The sequence below is a fragment of the Pantoea osteomyelitidis genome, assembly GCF_044342975.1.
Classification (GTDB): domain Bacteria; phylum Pseudomonadota; class Gammaproteobacteria; order Enterobacterales; family Enterobacteriaceae; genus Pantoea; species Pantoea osteomyelitidis.
The window spans coordinates 500,311-520,812 of sequence record NZ_JBGFSN010000004.1 but is presented as its reverse complement, the minus strand read 5'-3'; the positions used below and the strand labels follow the sequence as shown (position 1 = coordinate 520,812).

The following is a 20,502-nucleotide window of genomic DNA, read 5'->3' as shown; positions in this document are numbered from 1 at the left end:
GCTGTTTTTTCAGACAAAAGGAGAGTGTTTCGATGTTTTTTAACCTGAAAAAGCTGATCGGCGGTTTATTGCTACCCTTGCCGTTTCTGCTTTTGCTGATGGCAATTGCAATTTTACTGCTCTGGTTCAGCCGCTGGCAAAAAACAGGCAAAATTTTGCTCTCGGTAAGCTGGTTTTTTTTATTATTACTCAGCCTGCAACCGATCGCGGATCGCCTGCTGTTGCCGTTGGAAAGTCGTTACACAACCTGGAACGGCCCGGAAAAGGTGGATTATATCGTGGTGCTGGGCGGCGGCTACACCTTTAATCCTCAATGGGCGCCGAGTTCAAACCTGGTCGGCAACAGCCTGGCGCGCGTCACGGAAGGGGTGCGGCAATGGCGACGCAATCCTACGGCGAAAATGATCTTTACCGGCGCCGCGGCAGGTCAGAATCCCATGAGCAATGCGCGCGTGGCGGCGCAGGTGGCCGAAAGTCTGGGCGTCCCTTCAGAACAGATCATTACGCTTGATCAGCCGCGCGATACGCAGCAGGAAGCGCGTGCGGTAAAGGGCGTTATCGATCGACGCCCCTTTTTACTGGTTACCTCGGCAAACCATCTGCCGCGCGCAATGCAATTTTTTCATGCGCAGGGACTGGAGCCGATCGCGGCGCCCGCCAATCAGCTGGCGATTACCTCGCCGCTGAACTGGTGGGAAAAAGCCATTCCGTCGCCGCTCTGGCTGAGCCACAGCGAGCGCGCCTGGTATGAATCTTTGGGCCGCCTTTGGCAGCAGCTCAGGCCTGAAGCGCAGCCCTCATCCGAGCCAGGGCAATAGCTGCTCGCGCGCCTGATTGAAACGCGGGCGATCAAACTCGCCGCTATGCACCAGACTCTCCACACAGTCCCAAAGCTGATAGACCCAGCGGCGCCAGAGAAATCCTTCATCCACCGGCGCCCGCTGTAAATAGTGGTGCAGCAATGACGCTTCGGCGCCGCTGTCGCTGAGCCGAAACAGCTCATATTCACGCGGCGCCCAGAGCACATTGCCCGGCTGCGTCATCGCCAAAAGCCGATCGCTGTGGGGATCTTTCAGAATGGCGCTCAGCCTGAGATTGCCGTGGATCAGCACGGCGGGATCGCGGAAGTTGCGAAACAGGCGCGGCAGCTGCTGACGGCAGCGAAACAGGATTTGCCGATCTTCCAGGGTAAAAAAAGGCGGACGCAGATAGCCCAGCGTCGACCAGAGCACTTCCACACGCTGCTGAAACCAGGCGGGCCAAAGATTCTCCTGAATGCTGTCAATGCTGCCCGCCAGGCCATGGCTGTCGATACGGTGCCAGCCGAGCAGGCCTTCGACGATTTCTTTACAGAGAGCCTCCCAGCGCACGGCGTTGCGCGCAGGCGCTTCCGCCGACACGCCGCCCATTCGCTCCATCAGCAGCACTTCATGAGGCGGTTTTTGCTGGCTGAGCACCAGCCCGTAAACCACAGGCACTTTAATCACGCCATCGTGCCCCAGCATCGCCAGCTTTTTGGCTTCCAGCGCCGCGCGCCCTTTATGACGGAAGTATTTCGCCACCAGCGGCATTGCATCGCCGTGGCGATCGTAGAGCGCGTAAAGATGAGAAAAAGGCTGTTCGCTGAGAGTTTCCAGGCGGCTGACCGTCTCGCCCAGCACCAGCGTCAGTTCTGATTTGAGCTGTTCCATGCGTCATCCTCCTCAGGCTTATCCTGAAGGTACAACAGTGAATGGCCTGGCAACGATTAAAACATGCCGGGGCGGAGCTGCCCCGGCATCTTTTCACGATGAGAGAGCGGCACGAACGCGCGCCAGATCTTCCGGGGTGTCAACACCAACGCTCGGTACGGCTTGCGCAATGTCGACATGGATTTTTTCGCCATACCACAGCACACGCAGCTGCTCCAGCAGTTCAATCTGCTCCAGCGGACAGGGGTTCCAGGTAACGTAACGGCGAATAAAGCCGGCGCGATAAGCGTAAATACCGATATGACGCAGCAGCGTATCGCCTGCCACTTCGCGGGATTGCGCATAGCGCTCGCGATCCCAGGGAATAGTGGCGCGAGAAAAATAGAGCGCATAGCCCTGCTTATCGGTCACCACTTTTACCGCGTTCGGATTGAAAGCCTCTTCAGCATCGGTAACAGGCACCGCCAGCGTCGCCATGCCTGCCTGCGACCGGGCCAGATTGTCAGCAACCTGACGCACGATAGTCGGCGGGATCAGCGGTTCATCGCCCTGGACGTTAACGATGATGGTGTCGTCTGAGAACTGATATTTCTCAATCACCTCCGCCAAACGCTCAGTGCCGGAGTGATGGTCGGCGCGCGTCATACAGACTTCACCGCCTGCTGCCTCAACGGCCGCCGCGACGTCAGGATGATCGGTCGCCACGATAACGCGATCGGCACCCGATTCCAGGGCGCGCTCCATCACATGAACGACCATCGGTTTACCGTGGATATCCACTATCGGCTTGCCAGGCAAACGCGTCGAGGCAAAACGGGCCGGAATGATCGCGACAAAACTCATGGATGGATCTCTTCAACGGAGAGCGTGCGCGCTTCGTTTTCCAACAGCACCGGAATGCCGTCCCGCACCGGAAAGGCCAGCGCATCGGGTTTGCAGATCAGTTCCTGCTGCTCTTTGTTGTAATACAGTTTGCCGTTGCATACCGGGCAAGCCACGATCTCAAGTAAACGGTGATCCATATTTCCTCCATCACGGACCGATTCGTCAGTGCCCTGTAGCATACCATAGCGCAGGATAAGGGCGTGATTTGCGGCAGTAACCGCAATTTTTTTACTCATCAAGCCGCCACTGGCGCTGCCAGCTGGCCAGCAACGCCTCAGGCGCCTGTTCAATAATAACGCTATTTGCTCCCTGCCAGCGGGCAAAACTGCTGACAGCACGCTGAATATCCTGCAAAAATTGTCCTGTTACGCGCGTGGTCTCTTCCAGCCAAATATTTTTAATCACCAGCTGTCCGGCTTTGCGCACCATTTTTGCATCCAGCCGACCCTTGAGTTCGCCACGGTGCAGTATCGGCAAAACAAAATAGCCATATTTTCTTTTGGCTTCAGGGGTGTAACACTCAATACGGTAGTCGAAATTAAACAATTCCCGTGCGCGCTTACGATCCCAGACCACCGGATCGAAAGGAGAAAGCAAGGCGCTGTAGGTGGCTGAAAGCGGCTTTTCCAACAGGGGCAGCAGATCGGCATGCAGCCACAGCTGGCCGAGTGTTTCGACCTCAACCGGCACAATCGCGCCGCTGGCCTGCGCGTCGGCTATAAAAGGCTTCAACGCCACTTGTTTTAAGCGGTAATAGTCAGGCAACCAGGCTTCACGGAAAATACCCAGGCTGTGGGCGCTTTTCATCAGCATCTCACTGACTGCTTCCGCCTCGCTCAGACTGTGCAGTTCATCCCGCCATTCCGGCATCACGCGTGAACGTAAATCGTAAACGCGTTGAAAATTGTGCCGCCCTACCACCATCAGTTCGCCTGCGCTGAACAGGTTCTCCAGATGACGCTTATGGGGCTTCCAGGCCCACCAGCCCGAAGGCGTTTTTTTCTCGCTGGTAAAATCTGCTGCCCGCACCGGACCGTTCTGCGCAATATGCGCCAGCAGCTCAGCGATCTCCGTCTGGTGATCGGCAACCCATTGCGCATTATATTTCCAACCCAGACGCTCCGGCTCCAGCATACGGTGACGCAACAGCGGATAATCTTCCCACGGCACGAAGCAGGCTTCATGCGCCCAGTATTCAAACAGATCACCGCGTGCAAGCGCCTGCTCCAGCCAGGCCACAGGGTAGTCGCCAAGCCGGCTGAAAAGCACAAGATAAGGGCTGCGCGCCACGACATGGATGGTGTCAATCTGTAGTAACGCCATCTGACGGATAACGCGTAGCAGATCATCGTAGCGCGCTTTAGCGGGAGTACGCAGCAAGCCTTGTGCCGCGAGATGAAGATGTCGTGCGGTTTGCAATGAAATTGAACGCTTTTGTTCCACGATCTTCCTCTCCCTGTGCCGAAATGGCTACTGCCTGCTCTTTTCCGGAGTATGGGTTTGCTTCGCGCAGAGCTGCACGATTTGCTTCAGTAAGGGTTCCAGCGCGGCGCCCTGCAATTCGGCATCTACCGGCAGATACCACCAGTTTTCCAACGCAAAGGCGCGGCACTTAACGGCGTCTTTTTCCGTCATCAGCAGCGTTTGCTGCGGCGTTGCCAGCGCCATCAACTCGCTCTGGCTGTAGGTATGATGATCGGCGAAGGCAATTTCCGCCACCGGCGTAAGCCCCTGCTGTTTTAAAGTAGTGAAAAACCGCGGCGGATGACCGATACCGGCCATCGCGACCACCTGATTTAACGCTAACAGCGCGCATTTTTCGCCGCTCAGCATATTGATCGCCAGTGCGGGGTGTAGCGTCATGGCAATCTCGCTGTCGCTCGCCGTGCCGCCATTCACAATCACGCCGTCGACGCTACGCAACCGATCGGCGCGCTCTCGCATCGGGCCGGCCGGTAGCCACCAGCCGTTGCCAAAACGCCGTACGCCATCAATCACCACGATTTCAATATCGCGCTGCAAGGCATAATGTTGCAGGCCGTCATCGGTAATAATCAGATCAAGCGGATGGCGGGCAATCAGGGCTTCGACGGCGTCCCGACGTTTTGGCGCCACGGCAACCGGCGCCCCGGTGCGTTGCGCGATCAGGACCGGCTCATCTCCTGCCTGCTGCGTTGAGGTGGAATGCTCCACCAGCAACGGATAGCTTTCGGCTTTACCACCGTAGCCGCGCGACACTACGCCAGCCCGCAAGCCGCGCTGCTGAAGAGCCTGAACCAGCCAGATCACCACCGGCGTTTTGCCGTTGCCTCCGGCAGTCAGGTTGCCTACCACGATAACCGGCAGCGGCGCGCGCCAGCTTTTACGCCAGCCGCGCCGATAACTCAGGCGAATCAGGCGCGTAATCAGTCCGTACAGCAGGCTGAGCGGCCACAGCAGCAGCCAGAGCGGCGAACGACCACTCCAGATACGCTCAATCATTGGCCAAACTGCATTTTATGCAGCTGAGCATAGGCGCCCTTTTGTGCCAGCAACGTTTCATGCGTGCCGCGTTCGACGATACGGCCATCTTCCACAACGACAATTTCATCCGCTTTTTCAATGGTAGAAAGGCGATGGGCGATAACCAGCGAGGTGCGGTTTTTTTGCAGCTCATCCAGCGCCGCCTGGATTGCACGTTCCGATTCCGTATCCAGCGCTGAGGTGGCCTCATCAAGGATCAGAATCGGGCTGTCGCGCAGCAGCGCACGGGCAATAGCGATACGCTGGCGCTGACCGCCAGAGAGCAGCACGCCATTTTCGCCAATTACCGTATCCAGACCTTTTTCCATCTTGTTGATGAAGTCCATGGCATGCGCCATGGTGGCCGCTTTCTCAATCTCTTCGCGGCTATAGACATCGCTGCGTGCGTAAGCGATGTTATTGGCGATGGTGTCATTAAACAGATGAACATTTTGCGACACCAGCGCAACCTGATTGCGTAACGAGTTCAACGTGTATTCACGTAAGTCGTGTCCGTCCAGCAGGATCTCTCCCTGCTGAATGTCATAGAAACGCGTCAGCAAACTGGCCAGCGTCGATTTGCCCGAGCCTGAACGGCCCACTAACGCTACCGTTTTGCCGGCGGGCAGCGACAGATTGATATCTTTTAATGCCGGCACTTCACGTCCCGGATAAAAGAAAGTGACGTTACGGAATTCCACTTCGCCTTTTGCCCGCTCGATCACGCGCGTTCCGTAATCATTCTCCTGCTCGCTATCAAGAATAGTGAACAGCGTCTGGCAGGCCGCCATGCCACGCTGGAACTGCGCATTGACGTTGGTTAACGACTTCAGCGGGCGCATCAGGGCAATCATGGAGGAAAAAACCACGGTGATGGTGCCCGCCGTCAGGGTATCCATCACGCTGGGGAAACTGGCGGCATAAAGCACAAAAGCGAGCGCCAGCGAGGCGATCAGCTGAATTATCGGGTCAGAAATCGAGGAGGCGGAAACCATCTTCATTCCCTGCTGACGCATAAGATTACTGACGTGAGCAAAACGCTTACTTTCCACTTCCTGGCCGCCAAAAATCAGCACCTCTTTGTGCCCTTTCAGCATCTGCTCGGCGCTGGTCGTCACCTGCCCCATAGTGTTTTGCATATTTTTACTGATGCTGCGAAAGCGCTTCGACACCGTGCGAATCGCCATCGACACTACCGGCGCCAGCACGATCAGAATCAATGAAAGCTGCCAGCTATAGTAAAACATCATAATAAACAGGCCAATAATCGAGGCTCCCTCGCGCACAACGGTAACCAGCGCGCCGGAAGAAGAAGAAGCAACCTGTTCAGAGTCATAGGTAATACGTGACAGCAAGGTACCGGTAGACTGCTGATCAAAAAACGATACCGGCATCCCCATCATATGGCCAAAGAGGCGACGGCGCATATTCATCACTACGTTGCCGGAGACCCAGGAAATACAGTAGCTGGAGATATAGCTGGTGATACCACGGATCAGCATCAGTCCTATCACCGCTAACGGCATCCATATCAGTACTGATTTATCTGCCTTACCAAATCCATCATCCAGTAAAGGCTTCAACAGAGAGAGCATTAACGTATCGCCTGCTGCGTTCAGCACAAGGGCGACAGCAGCCACCAGCAATCCAGCTTTATGTGGCGCGATCATCGGCCAGAGTCGACGAAATGTCTGCCATGTCGAGAGATCTTTATCTTGATGCATTATTTATTCACGATGTTAGAAATAGCCGCTCATTCTACCTGGAATCGCGTTTGACGCCAAACCACTGATGATACCAACGAGGCATTATTTGCTCTCTCAGCCCGGCGATTCGCCATTTTCCCTGATGTATCCGGACGCTGAGCTGGCCCGATTGCCCCGTATCAGACCAGCGGTAGCCATTTTTTCGGTAATTGTTTACCACCTCGCGGGCAGGCATTCGCCAGGCGTTATAACGCGCCACCGATGCCAGCGCGGCGCTGCCTGAGACATGGCGTTGCAAAAGCGGTGTCGATGACGTCCGGCTGCCATGGTGAGGAACCTGCAAAATATCGGCGTGTAATTCCTGTTTTTCCATCGCAACCAGCTTACGTTCCGCCTCACGTTCGATATCGCCGGTAAGCAACAGCGTTACCGTGCCGTCACTGACTTTCACTACGCAGGAGTCATTATTGTTACCTTGTGTGGGGATCATGTTTGGCCAAAGCGCATGAAAACTTAGCATTCCCCATTTCCACTCTGTACCGCGATAACAGGGCAGATGTCCAGGCTGCGCCAGGGCGCTGCGTACGGCAAGAAATGGCCAGACCTGCTTCAATCCATTCATTCCTCCCGTATGGTCCAGATGTTTATGGCTCAGGATCACTTCTTTAATGCGCATCCCTTTGCGCTGGAGCCAGGGCGCGATAATACGTTCTCCCGCATCCCCTTTTGTCCAGCGATTGCCGGTATCGTAAATTACCGCTTCGCTGCCCTGAGAAATCACTACGGCCAGGCCGTGTCCTACATCAAGCATATCAACGCGCCAGTCCGCCTTTTCCTCCTGATAGCGCCAGAGCAGAAGCGCTAAAACCAGGCTGCAACAGCTCAGCGGCGACACGCGCCACCAACCAAGACGCCAAACCAGCATGCCGCCCCAGACGATCGCGGCGCATAATCCTGCCTCACTCAAGCGCCACCAGCCCGGCGGCAACGCCGTCAACCCGGAGATAACCAGCGCAATGGATCGATCGGCCAGCCACCACAGCAGGGTATGCACCGGCGCTACGGGAATCAGCATCGCCAGCAGGAGCAGCGGCACCGTGATAAAAGAGATGACGGGAATCGCCAACAGATTCGCTATCAGCGACGTCAGGCTGATGCCGTTAAACAACGCCGCCTGTAGCGGTGCCATAAGAAGCAGCATACCTAATTGAAGATGTGCCAGTTGCAGCGCCATCCAGCGACGCTGGCGCGCATATTGCGGCGGTAAGGGAAACCAGTGATACCAGATTAGCAGCATGCCCACCGCCAGCGCAGAGAGCCAGAAGCTGTCTGAAAGCACGGTGAGCGGATCGAAAAACAGCATCAGGCCGATGCATAACGTCCAGATGTGCCAGCCGGTAAGATTCCGGCCAAAAATACGTAATGCCGTCCAGAGCGTTAACGCCAGCAGAGCGCGCTGCGCCGGCGCCAGCGTGCCGGACAGCCAGGTATAGAGTGCTGCGGTAAGCCAGCTTCCGAGCAGCGGCGTCAAATAACCGATGGCCGTTACGGGCAAAAACCACTGCACCCCGCGTAGCATCAGCCAGCCGACGCTGGCGGCAAGCGCGATGTGCATGCCGGAAATCGCCATCAGATGCGCCGTTCCCGTTTCCCGTAACAGCTGACGCGTTTCATCCGTCAGCCCGTCACGAATACCAAACGCCAGCGCATTCAGTACGCCCTGTTCAGGCAGCGTCTGCATCACTTTTTGGTGATGCAGGATAATTTGCTCGCGCCAGTTGCACTGCGCATTTTCAGGCTGGCGGGAGAGGATTCGACCCTGAAAAGGCGTGTGGTTAGCAAGGGCGAAACGTTGGGCGTCAAAGTCTCCTTCATTCAGTTGCGCGTGCAGAGCGCGCAAACGTAAGCGCATCTGCCAGCGCTGCCCGGGACAGTAGTCGATCTCCTCGTCCGGCAATGACAGCCAGGCATACAAGGGTGGAAACAGATAGCGACCTTCCACCTTAATCAGTTTCACCTTTATACGTTGTCGCTCTGATTGCACTTCATCAATACGTACGCTGGCGGTTTGCGGCTGCGCGACTAGCACGGAGATCGTGTCCGTCATCTGTCGGCCATCAGCTAATGCCCATACCAGCAGCAACAGGCCATATCCGCACAGGCGCAGGCTGGCAGCGGGCAGATGAATCACTATCAGGGCAATCAGGGCCATGCCTGCCAGCAATGGCAAGCCAGGCAGATTCGGCAGAAAGAGTAAGGGTAAGGCGCCAACAATTGTCAGCGCGGCGAGTCCTGTCCATGTGAGCGTCATCATATCCGTTCCTTTTGTCGCGGACAGTGTGACAACCAGACGGCTTAAAATCACTTGTGAAGAGAAAACGCTGAGAGAAGAGCCGCAAAACCTTTTACAGCTTTGCTACTCTGTACAAAATCGGGGAAAAGAAGTCACAAAACAAAATAACGCGCAAAAAAAACGACACCCGGAGGTGTCGTTTCTGCGATTCGGTAACTGCTCAGCCGTAAATGTTTGCACGGTCACGCAGTTCTTTGCCCGGCTTGAAGTGGGGAACGTATTTACCTTCCAGTTCCACTTTGTCGCCCGTTTTCGGGTTACGACCGGTGCGCGGTGCGCGATAGTGCAAAGAAAAACTGCCGAATCCCCGGATTTCAATGCGTTCGCCCTGGGCCAGGGTAGTGGCCATGTGCTCAAGCATCTCTTTAACCGCATCCTCAACGACTTTCGCCGGAATATGAGTCTGCTGGCCTGCAAGTCTTTCAATCAGTTCTGACTTGGTCATTAATCCTCCGGTTAATCCCTGTTGGCAAGGTTTGACAGCTTTTTACCGAAATCGGGCGACATGACGTCGCCCGATGCGTAAGGTCGATTACTCGCCTTTAGCCGCTTTGAACGCTTCAGCCATTGCGTTAGAGAAGTTGCTTTCTTCCTGTTTGGTGTTAACAGTTGCGATTGCATCTTTCTCGTCAGCTTCGTCTTTAGCACGAACAGACAGGCTAACAACACGGTTTTTACGATCAACACCGGTGAATTTGGCTTCAACGTCGTCGCCAACACTCAGAACCAGGGTTGCATCTTCAACGCGGTCGCGTGAAGCTTCAGAAGCGCGCAGGTAACCTTCCACGCCGTCTGCTAACTCAACTGTAGCACCTTTCGCGTCAACTGCAGTCACTTTACCGGTGACGATTGCACCTTTCTTATTCAAAGTGATGTAGTTGTTGAACGGATCTTCAGCCAGCTGTTTCACGCCCAGAGAGATACGCTCGCGCTCTGCGTCAACCTGCAGTACAACGGCAGCGATTTCGTCGCCTTTTTTGTACTCACGAACGGCTTCTTCGCCAGTCGCGTTCCAGGAGATGTCAGACAGGTGAACCAGACCGTCGATGCCGCCGTCCAGGCCGATGAAGATACCGAAGTCAGTGATTGACTTGATTTTACCTTCAACGCGATCGCCTTTGTTGTGCGTCTCAGCGAACTGCTGCCATGGGTTAGCTTTACACTGCTTCAGACCCAGGGAGATACGACGACGCTCTTCGTCGATGTCCAGAACCATAACTTCAACCACGTCGCCCACGTTAACAACTTTAGACGGGTGGATGTTTTTGTTGGTCCAGTCCATTTCAGAAACGTGTACCAGGCCTTCAACGCCTTCTTCGATTTCAACGAAGCAGCCGTAATCAGTCAGGTTGGTTACACGACCGGTCAGTTTGGTACCTTCCGGATAGCGTTTAGCGATAGCAACCCACGGATCTTCGCCCAGCTGTTTCAGGCCCAGAGACACACGGGTACGCTCGCGGTCGAACTTCAGCACTTTAACAGTGATTTCGTCGCCCACGTTGACAATTTCGCTCGGATGCTTAACGCGTTTCCACGCCATGTCAGTGATGTGCAGCAGGCCGTCAACGCCGCCCAGATCAACGAATGCACCGTAGTCAGTAAGGTTCTTAACGATACCTTTGACTTCCATGCCTTCCTGCAGGTTTTCCAGCAGCTGATCGCGCTCAGCGCTGTTTTCAGATTCGATAACCGCGCGGCGAGAAACCACCACGTTGTTGCGTTTCTGATCCAGCTTGATCACTTTAAATTCAAGCTCTTTGCCTTCCAGGTGCAGCGTGTCGCGTACCGGACGTACGTCAACCAGTGAACCCGGCAGGAACGCACGAATTCCGTTCAGCTCAACAGTGAAGCCGCCCTTGACTTTGCCGTTGATAACACCGGTAACAGTTTCTGCTTCTTCGTAAGCTTTTTCCAGCGTGATCCAAGCTTCGTGACGTTTCGCTTTCTCACGGGACAGCAGAGTTTCACCGAAGCCGTCTTCTACTGCGTCCAGAGCAACGTCAACTTCGTCACCCACCTGGATTTCAATTTCGCCCTGAGCGTTTTTGAACTGCTCAGCCGGAATGGCAGACTCAGATTTCAGGCCAGCGTCAACCAGCACGATATCTTTATCGATAGCAACAACAACACCACGGACGATTGAACCCGGACGGGTTTCGATTTCTTTCAGGGACTCTTCGAAGAGTTGAGCAAAAGATTCAGTCATATTGTAATCTTCAGGATTCTTTAATTTAACGTCCACCTGACTTCATGTCGGATGGGGTTGTTTCACATGCCCTGCACCTTTTCCCTGGTACAGGGTTACAGCAATTCTGTTATTAGCGAAAAATCACATGCCCAGCTTCTGGCGGGCATATTTTAGTGCCGCATCAATCACTTGCTCAATAGAGAGGCTGGTCGAATCCAGCACCAGAGCATCTTCCGCAGGCACTAAAGGCGCGATGGCGCGATTACGGTCGCGATCATCACGTTCTTTTATCTCGGCTAAAAGGCGATCAAAGTTAACACTAAAGCCCTTCTCCTGCAACTGTAGCATGCGACGCTGCGCACGCTCTTCCGAACTGGCATCAAGGAAAATTTTTACCGGCGCATCAGGGAAAACCACCGTGCCCATATCGCGACCATCGGCAATCAGGCCCGGCTCTTCGCGAAACGCGCGCTGACGACGCAGCAGCGCTTCACGCACCCGCGGGAACGCCGCCACGCGTGATGCGGTATTACTCACATCCTGCGTGCGTATCTCGCCGGTTACCTCTTCTCCCTCCAGGATGACCTGCATCTCGCCGTTTTCAGAAATAAAACGCACGTCCAGATGCGCCGCGATGGGCACCAGCGCCTCTTCCGATTCGATATCAACCTGATGATGCAGCGCGGCCAGCGCCAGTACGCGATAAATAGCTCCTGAATCCAGCAAATGCCATTGCAGAGCCTCAGCCATGGCTTTACAAAGGGTGCCTTTCCCCGCACCGCTTGGGCCATCAATGGTTATTACCGGGGCTGTTGCCGTCATCATTCTCTCCTGTTGCTGCACTCTCGTTTTTAGCCTGTCCAGGCCAATGGGAATGAGGGCATTATACGCTGCTCAGGAGCGGTCTGTTATCTTTAAGCATAGACAGCGTTAAAAATTTCAGTAGATTCAGAGGATTTCTTTGCGGATAAGGCCAGTTGAAGGCGAAGTGACCCGGTGAGAAGAGACCGGGTCGGGCAACTTATTCGTTATGGCTGATTTTCGCCAGCTGTTGGAAATAATCAGGGAAGGTTTTAGCCGTACAACCAGGGTCAAGGATAGTGACCGGCGTATCTGAGAGCGCAACCAGCGAGAAGCACATGGCCATACGGTGATCGTTGTAGGTGCCGATATCGGCATGGCGCAGCTGAGCTGGCGGCGTCACGCGAATGTAATCATGCCCCTCTTCGACCTCGGCTCCGACTTTACGCAACTCCGTGGCCATGGCCGCCAGGCGATCGGTCTCTTTCACACGCCAGTTGTAGATGTTGCGCATAACAGTGGTGCCTTGCGCAAACAGGGCGGCGGTGGCGATGGTCATCGCCGCGTCCGGGATATGATTCATGTCCATGTCGATAGCATTGAGCGCGCCGCGCGTACAGGCGATATAGTCATCGCCCCACTCAATGCATGCGCCCATTTTTTCCAGCACATCGGCAAAATGGATATCGCCCTGTACGCTGTTGCGGCCGATGCCGGTTACGCGAACGGTGCCGCCTTTGATAGCGGCGGCCGCCAAAAAGTAAGAGGCGGAAGAGGCATCGCCTTCAACCAGATAGTCGCCCGGCGAGCGATAGGTCTGCTGGCCCTTAATCACAAAACGCTGATAGTCCTGATTCTCAACCTCAACCCCGAAGCATTTCATCAGATGCAGCGTGATATCAATATAAGGTTTAGAGACCAGCTCGCCCTTAATGGTAATCGCCGTATCCTGCTCCGCCAGAGGCGCAGTCATCAATAACGCGGTAAGAAACTGACTCGATACGCTGCCATCCACGCTGACTTCGCCGCCACGAAAGCCGCCGCGAAGGCGCAAAGGCGGATAGTCGGTCTGCTCCAGATAGTCAATCTCAGCCCCGCCCTGACGCAAAGCATCAACAAGGTGACCGATAGGACGCTCTTTCATGCGCGGTTCGCCCGTGAGCGTTATCTCATGCTGACCGAGACAGAGCGCGGCAGCCAGCGGCCGCATCGCCGTACCGGCGTTACCCAAGAAGAGTTCAATCGCCTGTTTGCTGTGAAGCGGACCGCCAAGACCTGTTACTTCGCAGACGGTACGATCGGCAGAAAGCGTAAAAGGCACGCCCAGCGCTGTTAGCGCGTTAAGCATATGTTTGACGTCATCGCTATTGAGCAGGTTCGTTAACCGCGTTGTGCCGCTTGCTAACGCAGCCAGCAGCAGCGCACGGTTAGAAACGCTCTTGGAACCGGGCAGATTAACGGTGCCGTCGACGCGCGCAATAGGTTGTAATGTTAAAGAGTCCTGCATGCGAAACCAAATCTCCAAAAAAGACGAAACCCCGTTTTTATAACGGGGTCTGATACCAGCACAGCACTGGCGAGTTAATGATTATCAGCCGTGACGACGTTCAAAGTCGATCATAAAGTCGGTAAGCGTTTTTACCCCTTCCAGCGGCATCGCATTATAAATGGAGGCGCGCATGCCGCCTACCACGCGGTGTCCTTTCAGCGCATGCAGGCCAGCACTGAACGACTCTTCCAGAAAGAGCTTATCCAGCCCAGCGTCCGCCAGTTGGAAAGGCACGTTCATGCGTGAGCGGTTCGCTGTGGCGACATCGTTACGGTAAAAATCGCTGTTATCGATAACGCCATACAGCAGATCGGCTTTAGCCTGATTGATTCTGTCCATTTCACCGATACCGCCCTTCTCTTTCAGCCACTTAAACACCAGACCGGAGAGATACCAGGCGAAGGTCGGCGGGGTATTGAACATGGAGTCATTTTCCGCCAGCACTTTGTAATCGAGAATGGACGGCACATGTTGCTGCGCCTGTCCCAACAGATCTTCACGCACAATGACCAGCGTCAGGCCTGCCGGGCCGATATTTTTCTGAGCGCCCGCATAAATCACGCCGTAGCGATTGATATCAATAGCGCGTGACAGAATGGTGGAGGAGTAATCTGCAACCACGATTTTGTCGCCGAAATCGGGCTGTTCATCAATAGCGATGCCATCAATGGTTTCGTTTGGGCAGAAGTGGACATAGGCTGCCTCGTCGTTCAGCTGCCATTCACGCATCGGCAGAATAGCGCGTTTGCCTTCCAGCGTAGTTTTTACGTCGATTGCATTCGGGCGGCAATATTTTTCCGCTTCTTTTATTGCGCTGTGCGCCCAGTAACCGCCGTCAATGTAATCAGCTGTGGTGGCGCTTCCTAACAAATTTCCCGGTACCGCCGCAAACTGAGCGCGCGCGCCGCCGTGACAGAATAAAACTTTATAATTGGATGGTATTTTCAGAAGATCACGAAAATCCCGCTCTGCCTCTTCGGCCACCTGAATAAACTCTTTGCTGCGATGGCTAATCTCCATCACCGAAGTGCCCAGCCCGTGCCAGTTTGTCAATTCTTGTTCTGCGCGACGGAGCACTTCAACCGGCAGCATTGCTGGTCCGGAGCTAAAATTATAAACCTGTGTCATTTCCCCTCACCACTGTCATATCGAACGGTTATGAATACCTTACCGGTTTTATCACTGCGCCCAGACGGCTGCAATCTTTTATCCGTGGTCGATCACATTTTTGGAATTTGTCGCCCCGCAGCTTATCTCATAAATGTAAAGCGAGACGGTATTTTGTGAGGCGGCTTCCCGCCTGATGGAAAAATGAAAGCGCAACGCGGCGATAAAGTGCAGGCTGATTAACAGAAATTTATGCCGGCTTGATAGCGTCCATGAGACAAAAAACGTATTATGGCGCGCTTTATAAACACCCCCTTTACAGAGAGAGCGGCACTATGACGCAAACTTTTATTCCAGGCAAAGACGCCGCGTTGGAAGATTCCATCGCCCGCTTCCAGCAAAAGCTTCAGGATCTTGGCTTTCATATCGAAGAAGCTTCCTGGCTCAATCCCGTCCCTCATGTCTGGTCAGTACATATTCGCGATCGTGACTGCCCTCTCTGTTTTACCAATGGTAAAGGCGCCAGCAAAAAAGCGGCGCTGGCTTCCGCGTTGGGAGAATATTTCGAGCGTCTCTCCACCAACTACTTTTTTGCGGATTTCTGGTTAGGCAAATCCATCGCCAACGGCGATTTTGTCCATTACCCCAACGAAAAATGGTTTCCTTTACCTGCTGACGAGAGCCTGCCGGAAGGTATCCTCGACGCGCGACTGCGTGCGTTTTACGATCCGGAAAATGAACTCTCCGCCAGCGACCTGATCGATCTGCAGTCTGGCAACAGCGAGCGCGGCATTTGCGCGCTGCCGTTTAGCCGTCAGTCCGATCAGCAGACCGTTTATATCCCGATGAACATCATCGGCAACCTTTACGTGTCTAACGGCATGTCGGCCGGCAACACCGCGAATGAAGCGCGTGTTCAGGGTCTGTCTGAAGTTTTCGAACGCTATATTAAAAATCGTATTATCGCCGAGTCGATTAGCCTGCCGACGATCCCGGATGCCGTCATGCAGCGTTATCCGGGCGTGGTGGAAGCGATTGCGCGTCTGGAAGCAGAAGGCTTCCCGATCTTCGCTTACGATGCTTCTCTGGGTGGAAAATATCCGGTCATCTGCGTTGTGCTGTTTAATCCAGCTAACGGAACCTGCTTCGCTTCTTTTGGCGCTCATCCTGACTTTGGCGTGGCGCTGGAGCGTACCGTTACTGAACTGCTGCAGGGCCGCAGCCTGAAAGATCTGGATGTGTTTACGCCGCCAACCTTCGACGATGAAGAAGTGGCCGAACATGCCAATCTGGAAACTCACTTTATCGACTCCAGCGGTCTGATCTCTTGGGATCTCTTTAAAGAGACTGCGGATTATCCTTTCGTTGACTGGAAATTTGACGGCACCACGCAGCAGGAATTTGACACCCTGATGGCCATTTTCCACGCGGAAGATAAAGAAGTTTATATTGCTGATTATGAGCATCTTGGCGTATATGCCTGCCGCATTCTGGTTCCGGGTATGTCTGACATCTATCCGGCGGAAGATTTGCTGCTGGCTAACAACAGCATGGGCGCAGGCCTGCGTGAAACGCTGCTCGCCTTGCCCGGCAGCAACTGGAATCCGGAAGAATATCTCGATCTGATTTCACAGCTGGATGAAGAAGGCCATGATGACTTTACCCGCGTGCGCGAGCTGCTGGGCCTGGCGACCGGCAAGGATAACGGCTGGTACACGCTGCGTATCGGTGAGCTGAAAGCCATGCTGGCATTAGCTGGCGGTGATCTTGAGCAGGCTCTGATCTGGACCGAATGGACAATGGAATTTAACGGCTCCATTTTCACGCCCGAGCGAGCCAACTACTACCGCTGCCTGCAAACGCTGCTGTTACTGGCGATGGAAGAGGACCGCGATCCTGTGCAATACCATCATGCCTTTATCCGTATGTATGGCAGCGACGCGGTTGAAGCGGCCTCGGCGGCCCTGAGCGGAGAAGCGCCTTTCTATGGATTGCAAACGGTGGATGCCGATCTGAAAGCTTTCCCGGCACATCAGGCTCTGCTGCAAGCTTATGAGAAGCTTCAGGCGGCCAAACGTCGTTACTGGAAGTAACGCTAAACGAGACCGGTAATTTAATAACCTGTCTGTGAATAAACACAAAATGGCGCTTACCTGTTAAGCGCCATTTTTTATATTTTCAATCAAGAAATGTTGCGCTCAGGTTAAACTAAAGGAGGCGCAATGATTTATTTAACAAATAAAGCAAAAATGATTATTCAGATTTACATCCCACGTTGAGAAAACTCTTCCATTAAAAAAATAATTGTATTTTTAAAATAATTTTTCACATTTAAAATCAATTGATTAAATCAGACCAAGCCTGAAAATAGCCTCCTCTCCTTTTCTCCTGTTTGCCAAACATGATCCATATCAATTATCCCCTCCTACTCCTTTGTTAGTATTTTTTTAGACTTCTTCAGGAGAGCGTTAGTGTGAGAACTGACAATCCTTTCAATTCCTTATTACCCGCTGCGATGGCAAAAGTTGCTGAGGATACGGGTGTTTATAAAGCGACTAAACATCCTCTCACCACCTTTTTCCTTGCCATTACCGCAGGCATTTTTATTTCTGTAGCCTTTGTTTTTTATATCACCGCAACAACCGGCGCTGGGACAATGCCTTATGGCATCGCAAAATTAATTGGCGGCATCTGTTTTTCACTCGGCCTGATATTAGTGGTGGTTTGCGGTGCCGATCTTTTTACCTCGACGGTACTGATCGTGGTTGCCAAAGCAAGCGGGCGCATTACCTGGCGGCAGCTGGGACGCAACTGGATCAATGTTTATTTGGGTAATCTGGTGGGCGCGCTGTTTTTTGTCGCGCTGATCTGGTTTGCTGGTGAACACATGGTAGCAAACGGCGCATGGGGTTTAAACCTGCTGCAAACCGCAGAACACAAGATGCACCACACATTTATCGAAGCCGTTTGTCTGGGTACGCTGGCCAATCTGATGGTTTGTCTGGCGGTATGGATGAGTTACTCGGGCCGCACCCTGGTCGACAAAATGGCAGCCATGATTCTGCCGGTCGCGATGTTTGTCGCCAGCGGTTTTGAACACAGTATCGCTAACATGTTTCTGATTCCCATGGCGATTGTAATTCGGGATTTTGCCAGCCCGGAATTCTGGCAGGCAAATGGCGCAACAGCAGCGCAGTTTTCAGCGCTGACGCCCGGCAACTTTATTTTCGACAACCTGATTCCCGTTACGCTGGGTAACATCATCGGCGGCGGATTATTGGTGGGCTTAACGTACTGGGTTATCTATTTACGCGGCGACGATCCGGTGCACTGAACAGAATCTGGACCGGTGAGTCGCGTTGACGCTCACCGGAACGAAGAAAGAATCCATCTATAAAGGTAGGTATATTATGACCATACTTAATGAAAAAGTGGCTGCAGCCTGGGAAGGGTTTGCGGCAGGTGAATGGCAGAGCAGCGTCAATGTGCGCAACTTCATTCAAAAAAACTATACGCCTTATGAAGGTGACGAGTCGTTTCTTGCAGGGGCGACGCCTGCCACTACCGCACTCTGGAACAACGTTCTGGAGAGTATCAAAATTGAAAACCATACCCACGCGCCGGTGGATTTTGATACCGATCTCGCGTCAACCATTACTTCACACGAAGCGGGCTATATCAATAAGCCGCTGGAAAAAATTGTCGGCCTGCAAACTGAAGCCCCGCTGAAACGAGCCATTATCCCGTTTGGCGGTATCAAGATGGTGGAAGGCTCCTGTAAAGTTTATGGCCGCGAACTCGATCCTGCCCTGAAAAAAATCTTCACCGAATACCGTAAAACCCATAATCAGGGCGTATTTGATGTCTATACGCCAGATATCCTGCGCTGCCGTAAATCGGGCGTATTGACCGGCCTGCCCGATGCCTATGGTCGCGGCCGTATCATCGGCGACTACCGCCGCGTCGCGCTGTATGGCATCGATTTTCTGATGCAGGATAAATTTGCCCAGTTCGCCTCGCTGCAGAGCGATCTGGAGAACGGCGTCGATCTGGACGCCACGATCCGTCTGCGCGAAGAGATTGCCGATCAGCATCACGCGCTGGCACAGATAAAAGAGATGGCGGCGAAATATGGCTGCGACATTTCTGGTCCGGCAACCAACGCACAGGAAGCCGTTCAGTGGACTTATTTCGGCTATCTGGCCGCCGTGAAGTCACAAAATGGCGCCGCTATGTCCTTCGGACGCGTCTCCACCTTCCTTGATGTTTATATCGAACGCGATATGCAAGCGGGCAAGCTCAGCGAAGAAGAGGCTCAGGAGCTGATTGACCATCTGGTGATGAAGCTGCGTATGGTGCGTTTTTTGCGTACCCCGGAATATGACGAGCTCTTTTCCGGCGACCCGATTTGGGCAACGGAATCACTGGCCGGTATGGGCGTTGATGGCCGCACGCTGGTCACCAAAACCACTTTCCGCTTTCTGAATACGCTCTACACCATGGGCCCGTCGCCAGAACCCAACATGACCATCCTGTGGTCAGAAAATCTGCCGATTAATTTCAAAAAATACGCAGCCAAAGTCTCCATTGATACTTCTTCTTTGCAGTATGAGAATGATGATCTGATGCGCCCGGACTTTGATAATGACGATTACGCCATTGCCTGCTGCGTCAGCCCGATGATCGTCGGCAAACAGATGCAGTTCTTCGGTGCGCGCGCCAACCTGGCGAAAACGCTGCTCTATGCGATCAACGGCGGCATGGATGAAAAAATGAAAATGCAGGTGGGTCCGAAAGAAGCGCCTATTCAGGATGAGGTGCTGGATTTCGACACCGTGATGGCGCGCCTGGACTACTTCATGGACTGGTTGGCGAAACAGTACGTCACTGCGCTGAACATCATTCATTACATGCATGATAAGTACAGCTACGAAGCGTCACTGATGGCGCTGCACGATCGTGACGTTTACCGCACTATGGCTTGCGGTATCGCCGGTTTGTCGGTCGCGGCTGACTCACTCTCCGCCATTAAGTATGCCAAAGTAAAACCGATTCGCGATGAAGACGGGATGGCTATCGACTTTGAGATTGAGGGTGAATATCCACAGTTCGGTAATAACGATGCGCGTGTGGACGATCTGGCGTGTGACCTTGTCGAACGTTTCATGAAGAAAATTCAGCAGCTCAACACTTATCGTCATGCGGTGCCGACGCAATCTGTGCTAACCATCACCTCAAACGTGGTTTACGGTAAAAAAACCGGTAATACGCCAGACGGTCGTCGTGCCGGCGCGCCTTTCGGTCCGGGTGCGAATCCTATGCACGGTCGCGATCAGAAAGGTGCCGTTGCCTCATTGACCTCGGTCGCTAAGCTGCCCTTTGCCTATGCCAAAGATGGTATCTCTTACACTTTCTCCATCGTTCCCAATGCGCTGGGTAAAGATGATGAAGTGAGAAAAGCCAATCTTGCCGGTTTGATGGATGGTTATTTCCATCATGAAGCACATATCGAGGGCGGCCAGCACCTTAATGTCAACGTCATGAACCGCGAGATGCTGCTGGAAGCCATGGAGCACCCGGAAAAATATCCGCAGCTAACGATCAGGGTTTCAGGTTATGCCGTGCGCTTCAATTCGTTAACCAAAGAGCAGCAGCAGGATGTGATCACCCGCACCTTTACCCGCTCCCTGTAAGCCGTAATCTGAAAAGGCCCCTTGCGG

16 protein-coding genes are annotated in these 20,502 nt (G+C 53.7%); 4 read left to right on the top strand and 12 right to left on the bottom strand.

What is annotated here, in order from left to right:
- The first annotated feature begins 32 nt into the window (after positions 1 to 32).
- A complete protein-coding gene (gene elyC / locus ABU178_RS07410) occupies positions 33 to 818 on the top strand; it encodes an envelope biogenesis factor ElyC (RefSeq protein WP_397213429.1) in 786 nt (261 codons plus the stop codon).
- Here the strand turns inward: elyC and ABU178_RS07405 are convergent.
- The 12 genes from ABU178_RS07405 to serC form a co-directional block, all read right to left on the bottom strand.
- On the bottom strand, positions 798 to 1,691 hold the full coding sequence (locus tag ABU178_RS07405) for a YcbJ family phosphotransferase (protein WP_397213427.1): 894 nt from the start codon (positions 1,689 to 1,691) through the stop codon (positions 798 to 800). The two genes, elyC and ABU178_RS07405, sit on opposite strands and share 21 nt — an antisense overlap.
- 93 nt (positions 1,692 to 1,784) lie before the next feature.
- A complete protein-coding gene (gene kdsB / locus ABU178_RS07400) occupies positions 1,785 to 2,534 on the bottom strand; it encodes a 3-deoxy-manno-octulosonate cytidylyltransferase (RefSeq protein ID WP_397213425.1) in 750 nt (249 codons plus the stop codon).
- Positions 2,531 to 2,713, bottom strand: a complete 183-nt coding sequence (locus ABU178_RS07395) for a Trm112 family protein (protein WP_397215736.1) — start codon at positions 2,711 to 2,713, stop codon at positions 2,531 to 2,533. The genes kdsB and ABU178_RS07395 overlap by 4 nt, the downstream gene beginning before the upstream one ends.
- A 91-nt stretch (positions 2,714 to 2,804) precedes the next feature.
- On the bottom strand, positions 2,805 to 4,019 hold the full coding sequence (locus tag ABU178_RS07390) for a winged helix-turn-helix domain-containing protein (RefSeq protein ID WP_397213423.1): 1,215 nt from the start codon (positions 4,017 to 4,019) through the stop codon (positions 2,805 to 2,807).
- 27 nt (positions 4,020 to 4,046) lie between these two features.
- Complete coding sequence (gene lpxK / locus ABU178_RS07385; protein ID WP_397213422.1) at positions 4,047 to 5,057, bottom strand: tetraacyldisaccharide 4'-kinase; 1,011 nt, start codon at positions 5,055 to 5,057, stop codon at positions 4,047 to 4,049.
- On the bottom strand, positions 5,054 to 6,802 hold the full coding sequence (gene msbA, locus ABU178_RS07380) for a lipid A ABC transporter ATP-binding protein/permease MsbA (protein ID WP_397213419.1): 1,749 nt from the start codon (positions 6,800 to 6,802) through the stop codon (positions 5,054 to 5,056). Before msbA ends, lpxK begins: the two co-directional genes overlap by 4 nt.
- A gap of 34 nt (positions 6,803 to 6,836) precedes the next feature.
- Positions 6,837 to 9,095, bottom strand: coding sequence for a DNA internalization-related competence protein ComEC/Rec2 (locus ABU178_RS07375; RefSeq protein ID WP_397215734.1), 2,259 nt, complete (start codon positions 9,093 to 9,095; stop codon positions 6,837 to 6,839).
- Positions 9,096 to 9,297: 202 nt separating this feature from the next.
- Positions 9,298 to 9,582: an integration host factor subunit beta gene (gene ihfB, locus ABU178_RS07370; protein WP_033751281.1), complete on the bottom strand. Its 285-nt coding sequence runs from the start codon at positions 9,580 to 9,582 to the stop codon at positions 9,298 to 9,300.
- Between the two features lie 87 nt (positions 9,583 to 9,669).
- Positions 9,670 to 11,343 (bottom strand): 30S ribosomal protein S1, encoded by a 1,674-nt coding sequence (gene rpsA / locus ABU178_RS07365; RefSeq protein ID WP_397213416.1) that lies wholly within the window; start codon positions 11,341 to 11,343, stop codon positions 9,670 to 9,672.
- Between the two features lie 123 nt (positions 11,344 to 11,466).
- The gene (cmk, locus tag ABU178_RS07360; RefSeq protein ID WP_397213414.1) at positions 11,467 to 12,147 is read right to left on the bottom strand and encodes a (d)CMP kinase; all 681 of its coding nucleotides are present in this window, start codon (positions 12,145 to 12,147) and stop codon (positions 11,467 to 11,469) included.
- Between the two features lie 199 nt (positions 12,148 to 12,346).
- Positions 12,347 to 13,633 (bottom strand): 3-phosphoshikimate 1-carboxyvinyltransferase, encoded by a 1,287-nt coding sequence (aroA, locus tag ABU178_RS07355; RefSeq protein WP_397213412.1) that lies wholly within the window; start codon positions 13,631 to 13,633, stop codon positions 12,347 to 12,349.
- Positions 13,634 to 13,717: 84 nt separating this feature from the next.
- Positions 13,718 to 14,803: a 3-phosphoserine/phosphohydroxythreonine transaminase gene (gene serC / locus ABU178_RS07350; protein WP_397213410.1), complete on the bottom strand. Its 1,086-nt coding sequence runs from the start codon at positions 14,801 to 14,803 to the stop codon at positions 13,718 to 13,720.
- 314 nt (positions 14,804 to 15,117) lie between these two features.
- Between serC and ycaO the strand changes: the two genes are divergently transcribed.
- From ycaO to pflB, 3 genes are all read left to right on the top strand, one after another.
- Entirely contained in the window at positions 15,118 to 16,875 is a 1,758-nt protein-coding gene (ycaO, locus tag ABU178_RS07345) for a 30S ribosomal protein S12 methylthiotransferase accessory factor YcaO (RefSeq protein WP_397213408.1), read from the top strand.
- A gap of 380 nt (positions 16,876 to 17,255) precedes the next feature.
- Positions 17,256 to 18,116: a formate transporter FocA gene (focA, locus tag ABU178_RS07340; RefSeq protein WP_397213406.1), complete on the top strand. Its 861-nt coding sequence runs from the start codon at positions 17,256 to 17,258 to the stop codon at positions 18,114 to 18,116.
- A 76-nt stretch (positions 18,117 to 18,192) separates the two neighbouring features.
- Positions 18,193 to 20,475 (top strand): formate C-acetyltransferase, encoded by a 2,283-nt coding sequence (pflB, locus tag ABU178_RS07335; RefSeq protein WP_397213404.1) that lies wholly within the window; start codon positions 18,193 to 18,195, stop codon positions 20,473 to 20,475.
- Positions 20,476 to 20,502 lie beyond the last annotated feature (27 nt).

Excerpts from the sequence above, each read along its gene's own strand:
- cmk (WP_397213414.1), bottom strand. The coding sequence starts at position 12,147 with ATGACGGCAACAGCCCCGGTAATAACCATTGATGGCCCAAGCGGTGCG.
- kdsB (WP_397213425.1), bottom strand. The coding sequence starts at position 2,534 with ATGAGTTTTGTCGCGATCATTCCGGCCCGTTTTGCCTCGACGCGTTTG.
- lpxK (WP_397213422.1), bottom strand. The coding sequence starts at position 5,057 with ATGATTGAGCGTATCTGGAGTGGTCGTTCGCCGCTCTGGCTGCTGCTG.
- elyC (WP_397213429.1), top strand. The coding sequence starts at position 33 with ATGTTTTTTAACCTGAAAAAGCTGATCGGCGGTTTATTGCTACCCTTG.
- ABU178_RS07375 (WP_397215734.1), bottom strand. The coding sequence starts at position 9,095 with ATGACGCTCACATGGACAGGACTCGCCGCGCTGACAATTGTTGGCGCC.
- ABU178_RS07405 (WP_397213427.1), bottom strand. The coding sequence starts at position 1,691 with ATGGAACAGCTCAAATCAGAACTGACGCTGGTGCTGGGCGAGACGGTC.
- ycaO (WP_397213408.1), top strand. The coding sequence starts at position 15,118 with ATGACGCAAACTTTTATTCCAGGCAAAGACGCCGCGTTGGAAGATTCC.
- rpsA (WP_397213416.1), bottom strand. The coding sequence starts at position 11,343 with ATGACTGAATCTTTTGCTCAACTCTTCGAAGAGTCCCTGAAAGAAATC.
- msbA (WP_397213419.1), bottom strand. The coding sequence starts at position 6,802 with ATGCATCAAGATAAAGATCTCTCGACATGGCAGACATTTCGTCGACTC.
- aroA (WP_397213412.1), bottom strand. The coding sequence starts at position 13,633 with ATGCAGGACTCTTTAACATTACAACCTATTGCGCGCGTCGACGGCACC.
- pflB (WP_397213404.1), top strand. The coding sequence starts at position 18,193 with ATGACCATACTTAATGAAAAAGTGGCTGCAGCCTGGGAAGGGTTTGCG.
- ABU178_RS07395 (WP_397215736.1), bottom strand. The coding sequence starts at position 2,713 with ATGGATCACCGTTTACTTGAGATCGTGGCTTGCCCGGTATGCAACGGC.
- serC (WP_397213410.1), bottom strand. The coding sequence starts at position 14,803 with ATGACACAGGTTTATAATTTTAGCTCCGGACCAGCAATGCTGCCGGTT.
- ihfB (WP_033751281.1), bottom strand. The coding sequence starts at position 9,582 with ATGACCAAGTCAGAACTGATTGAAAGACTTGCAGGCCAGCAGACTCAT.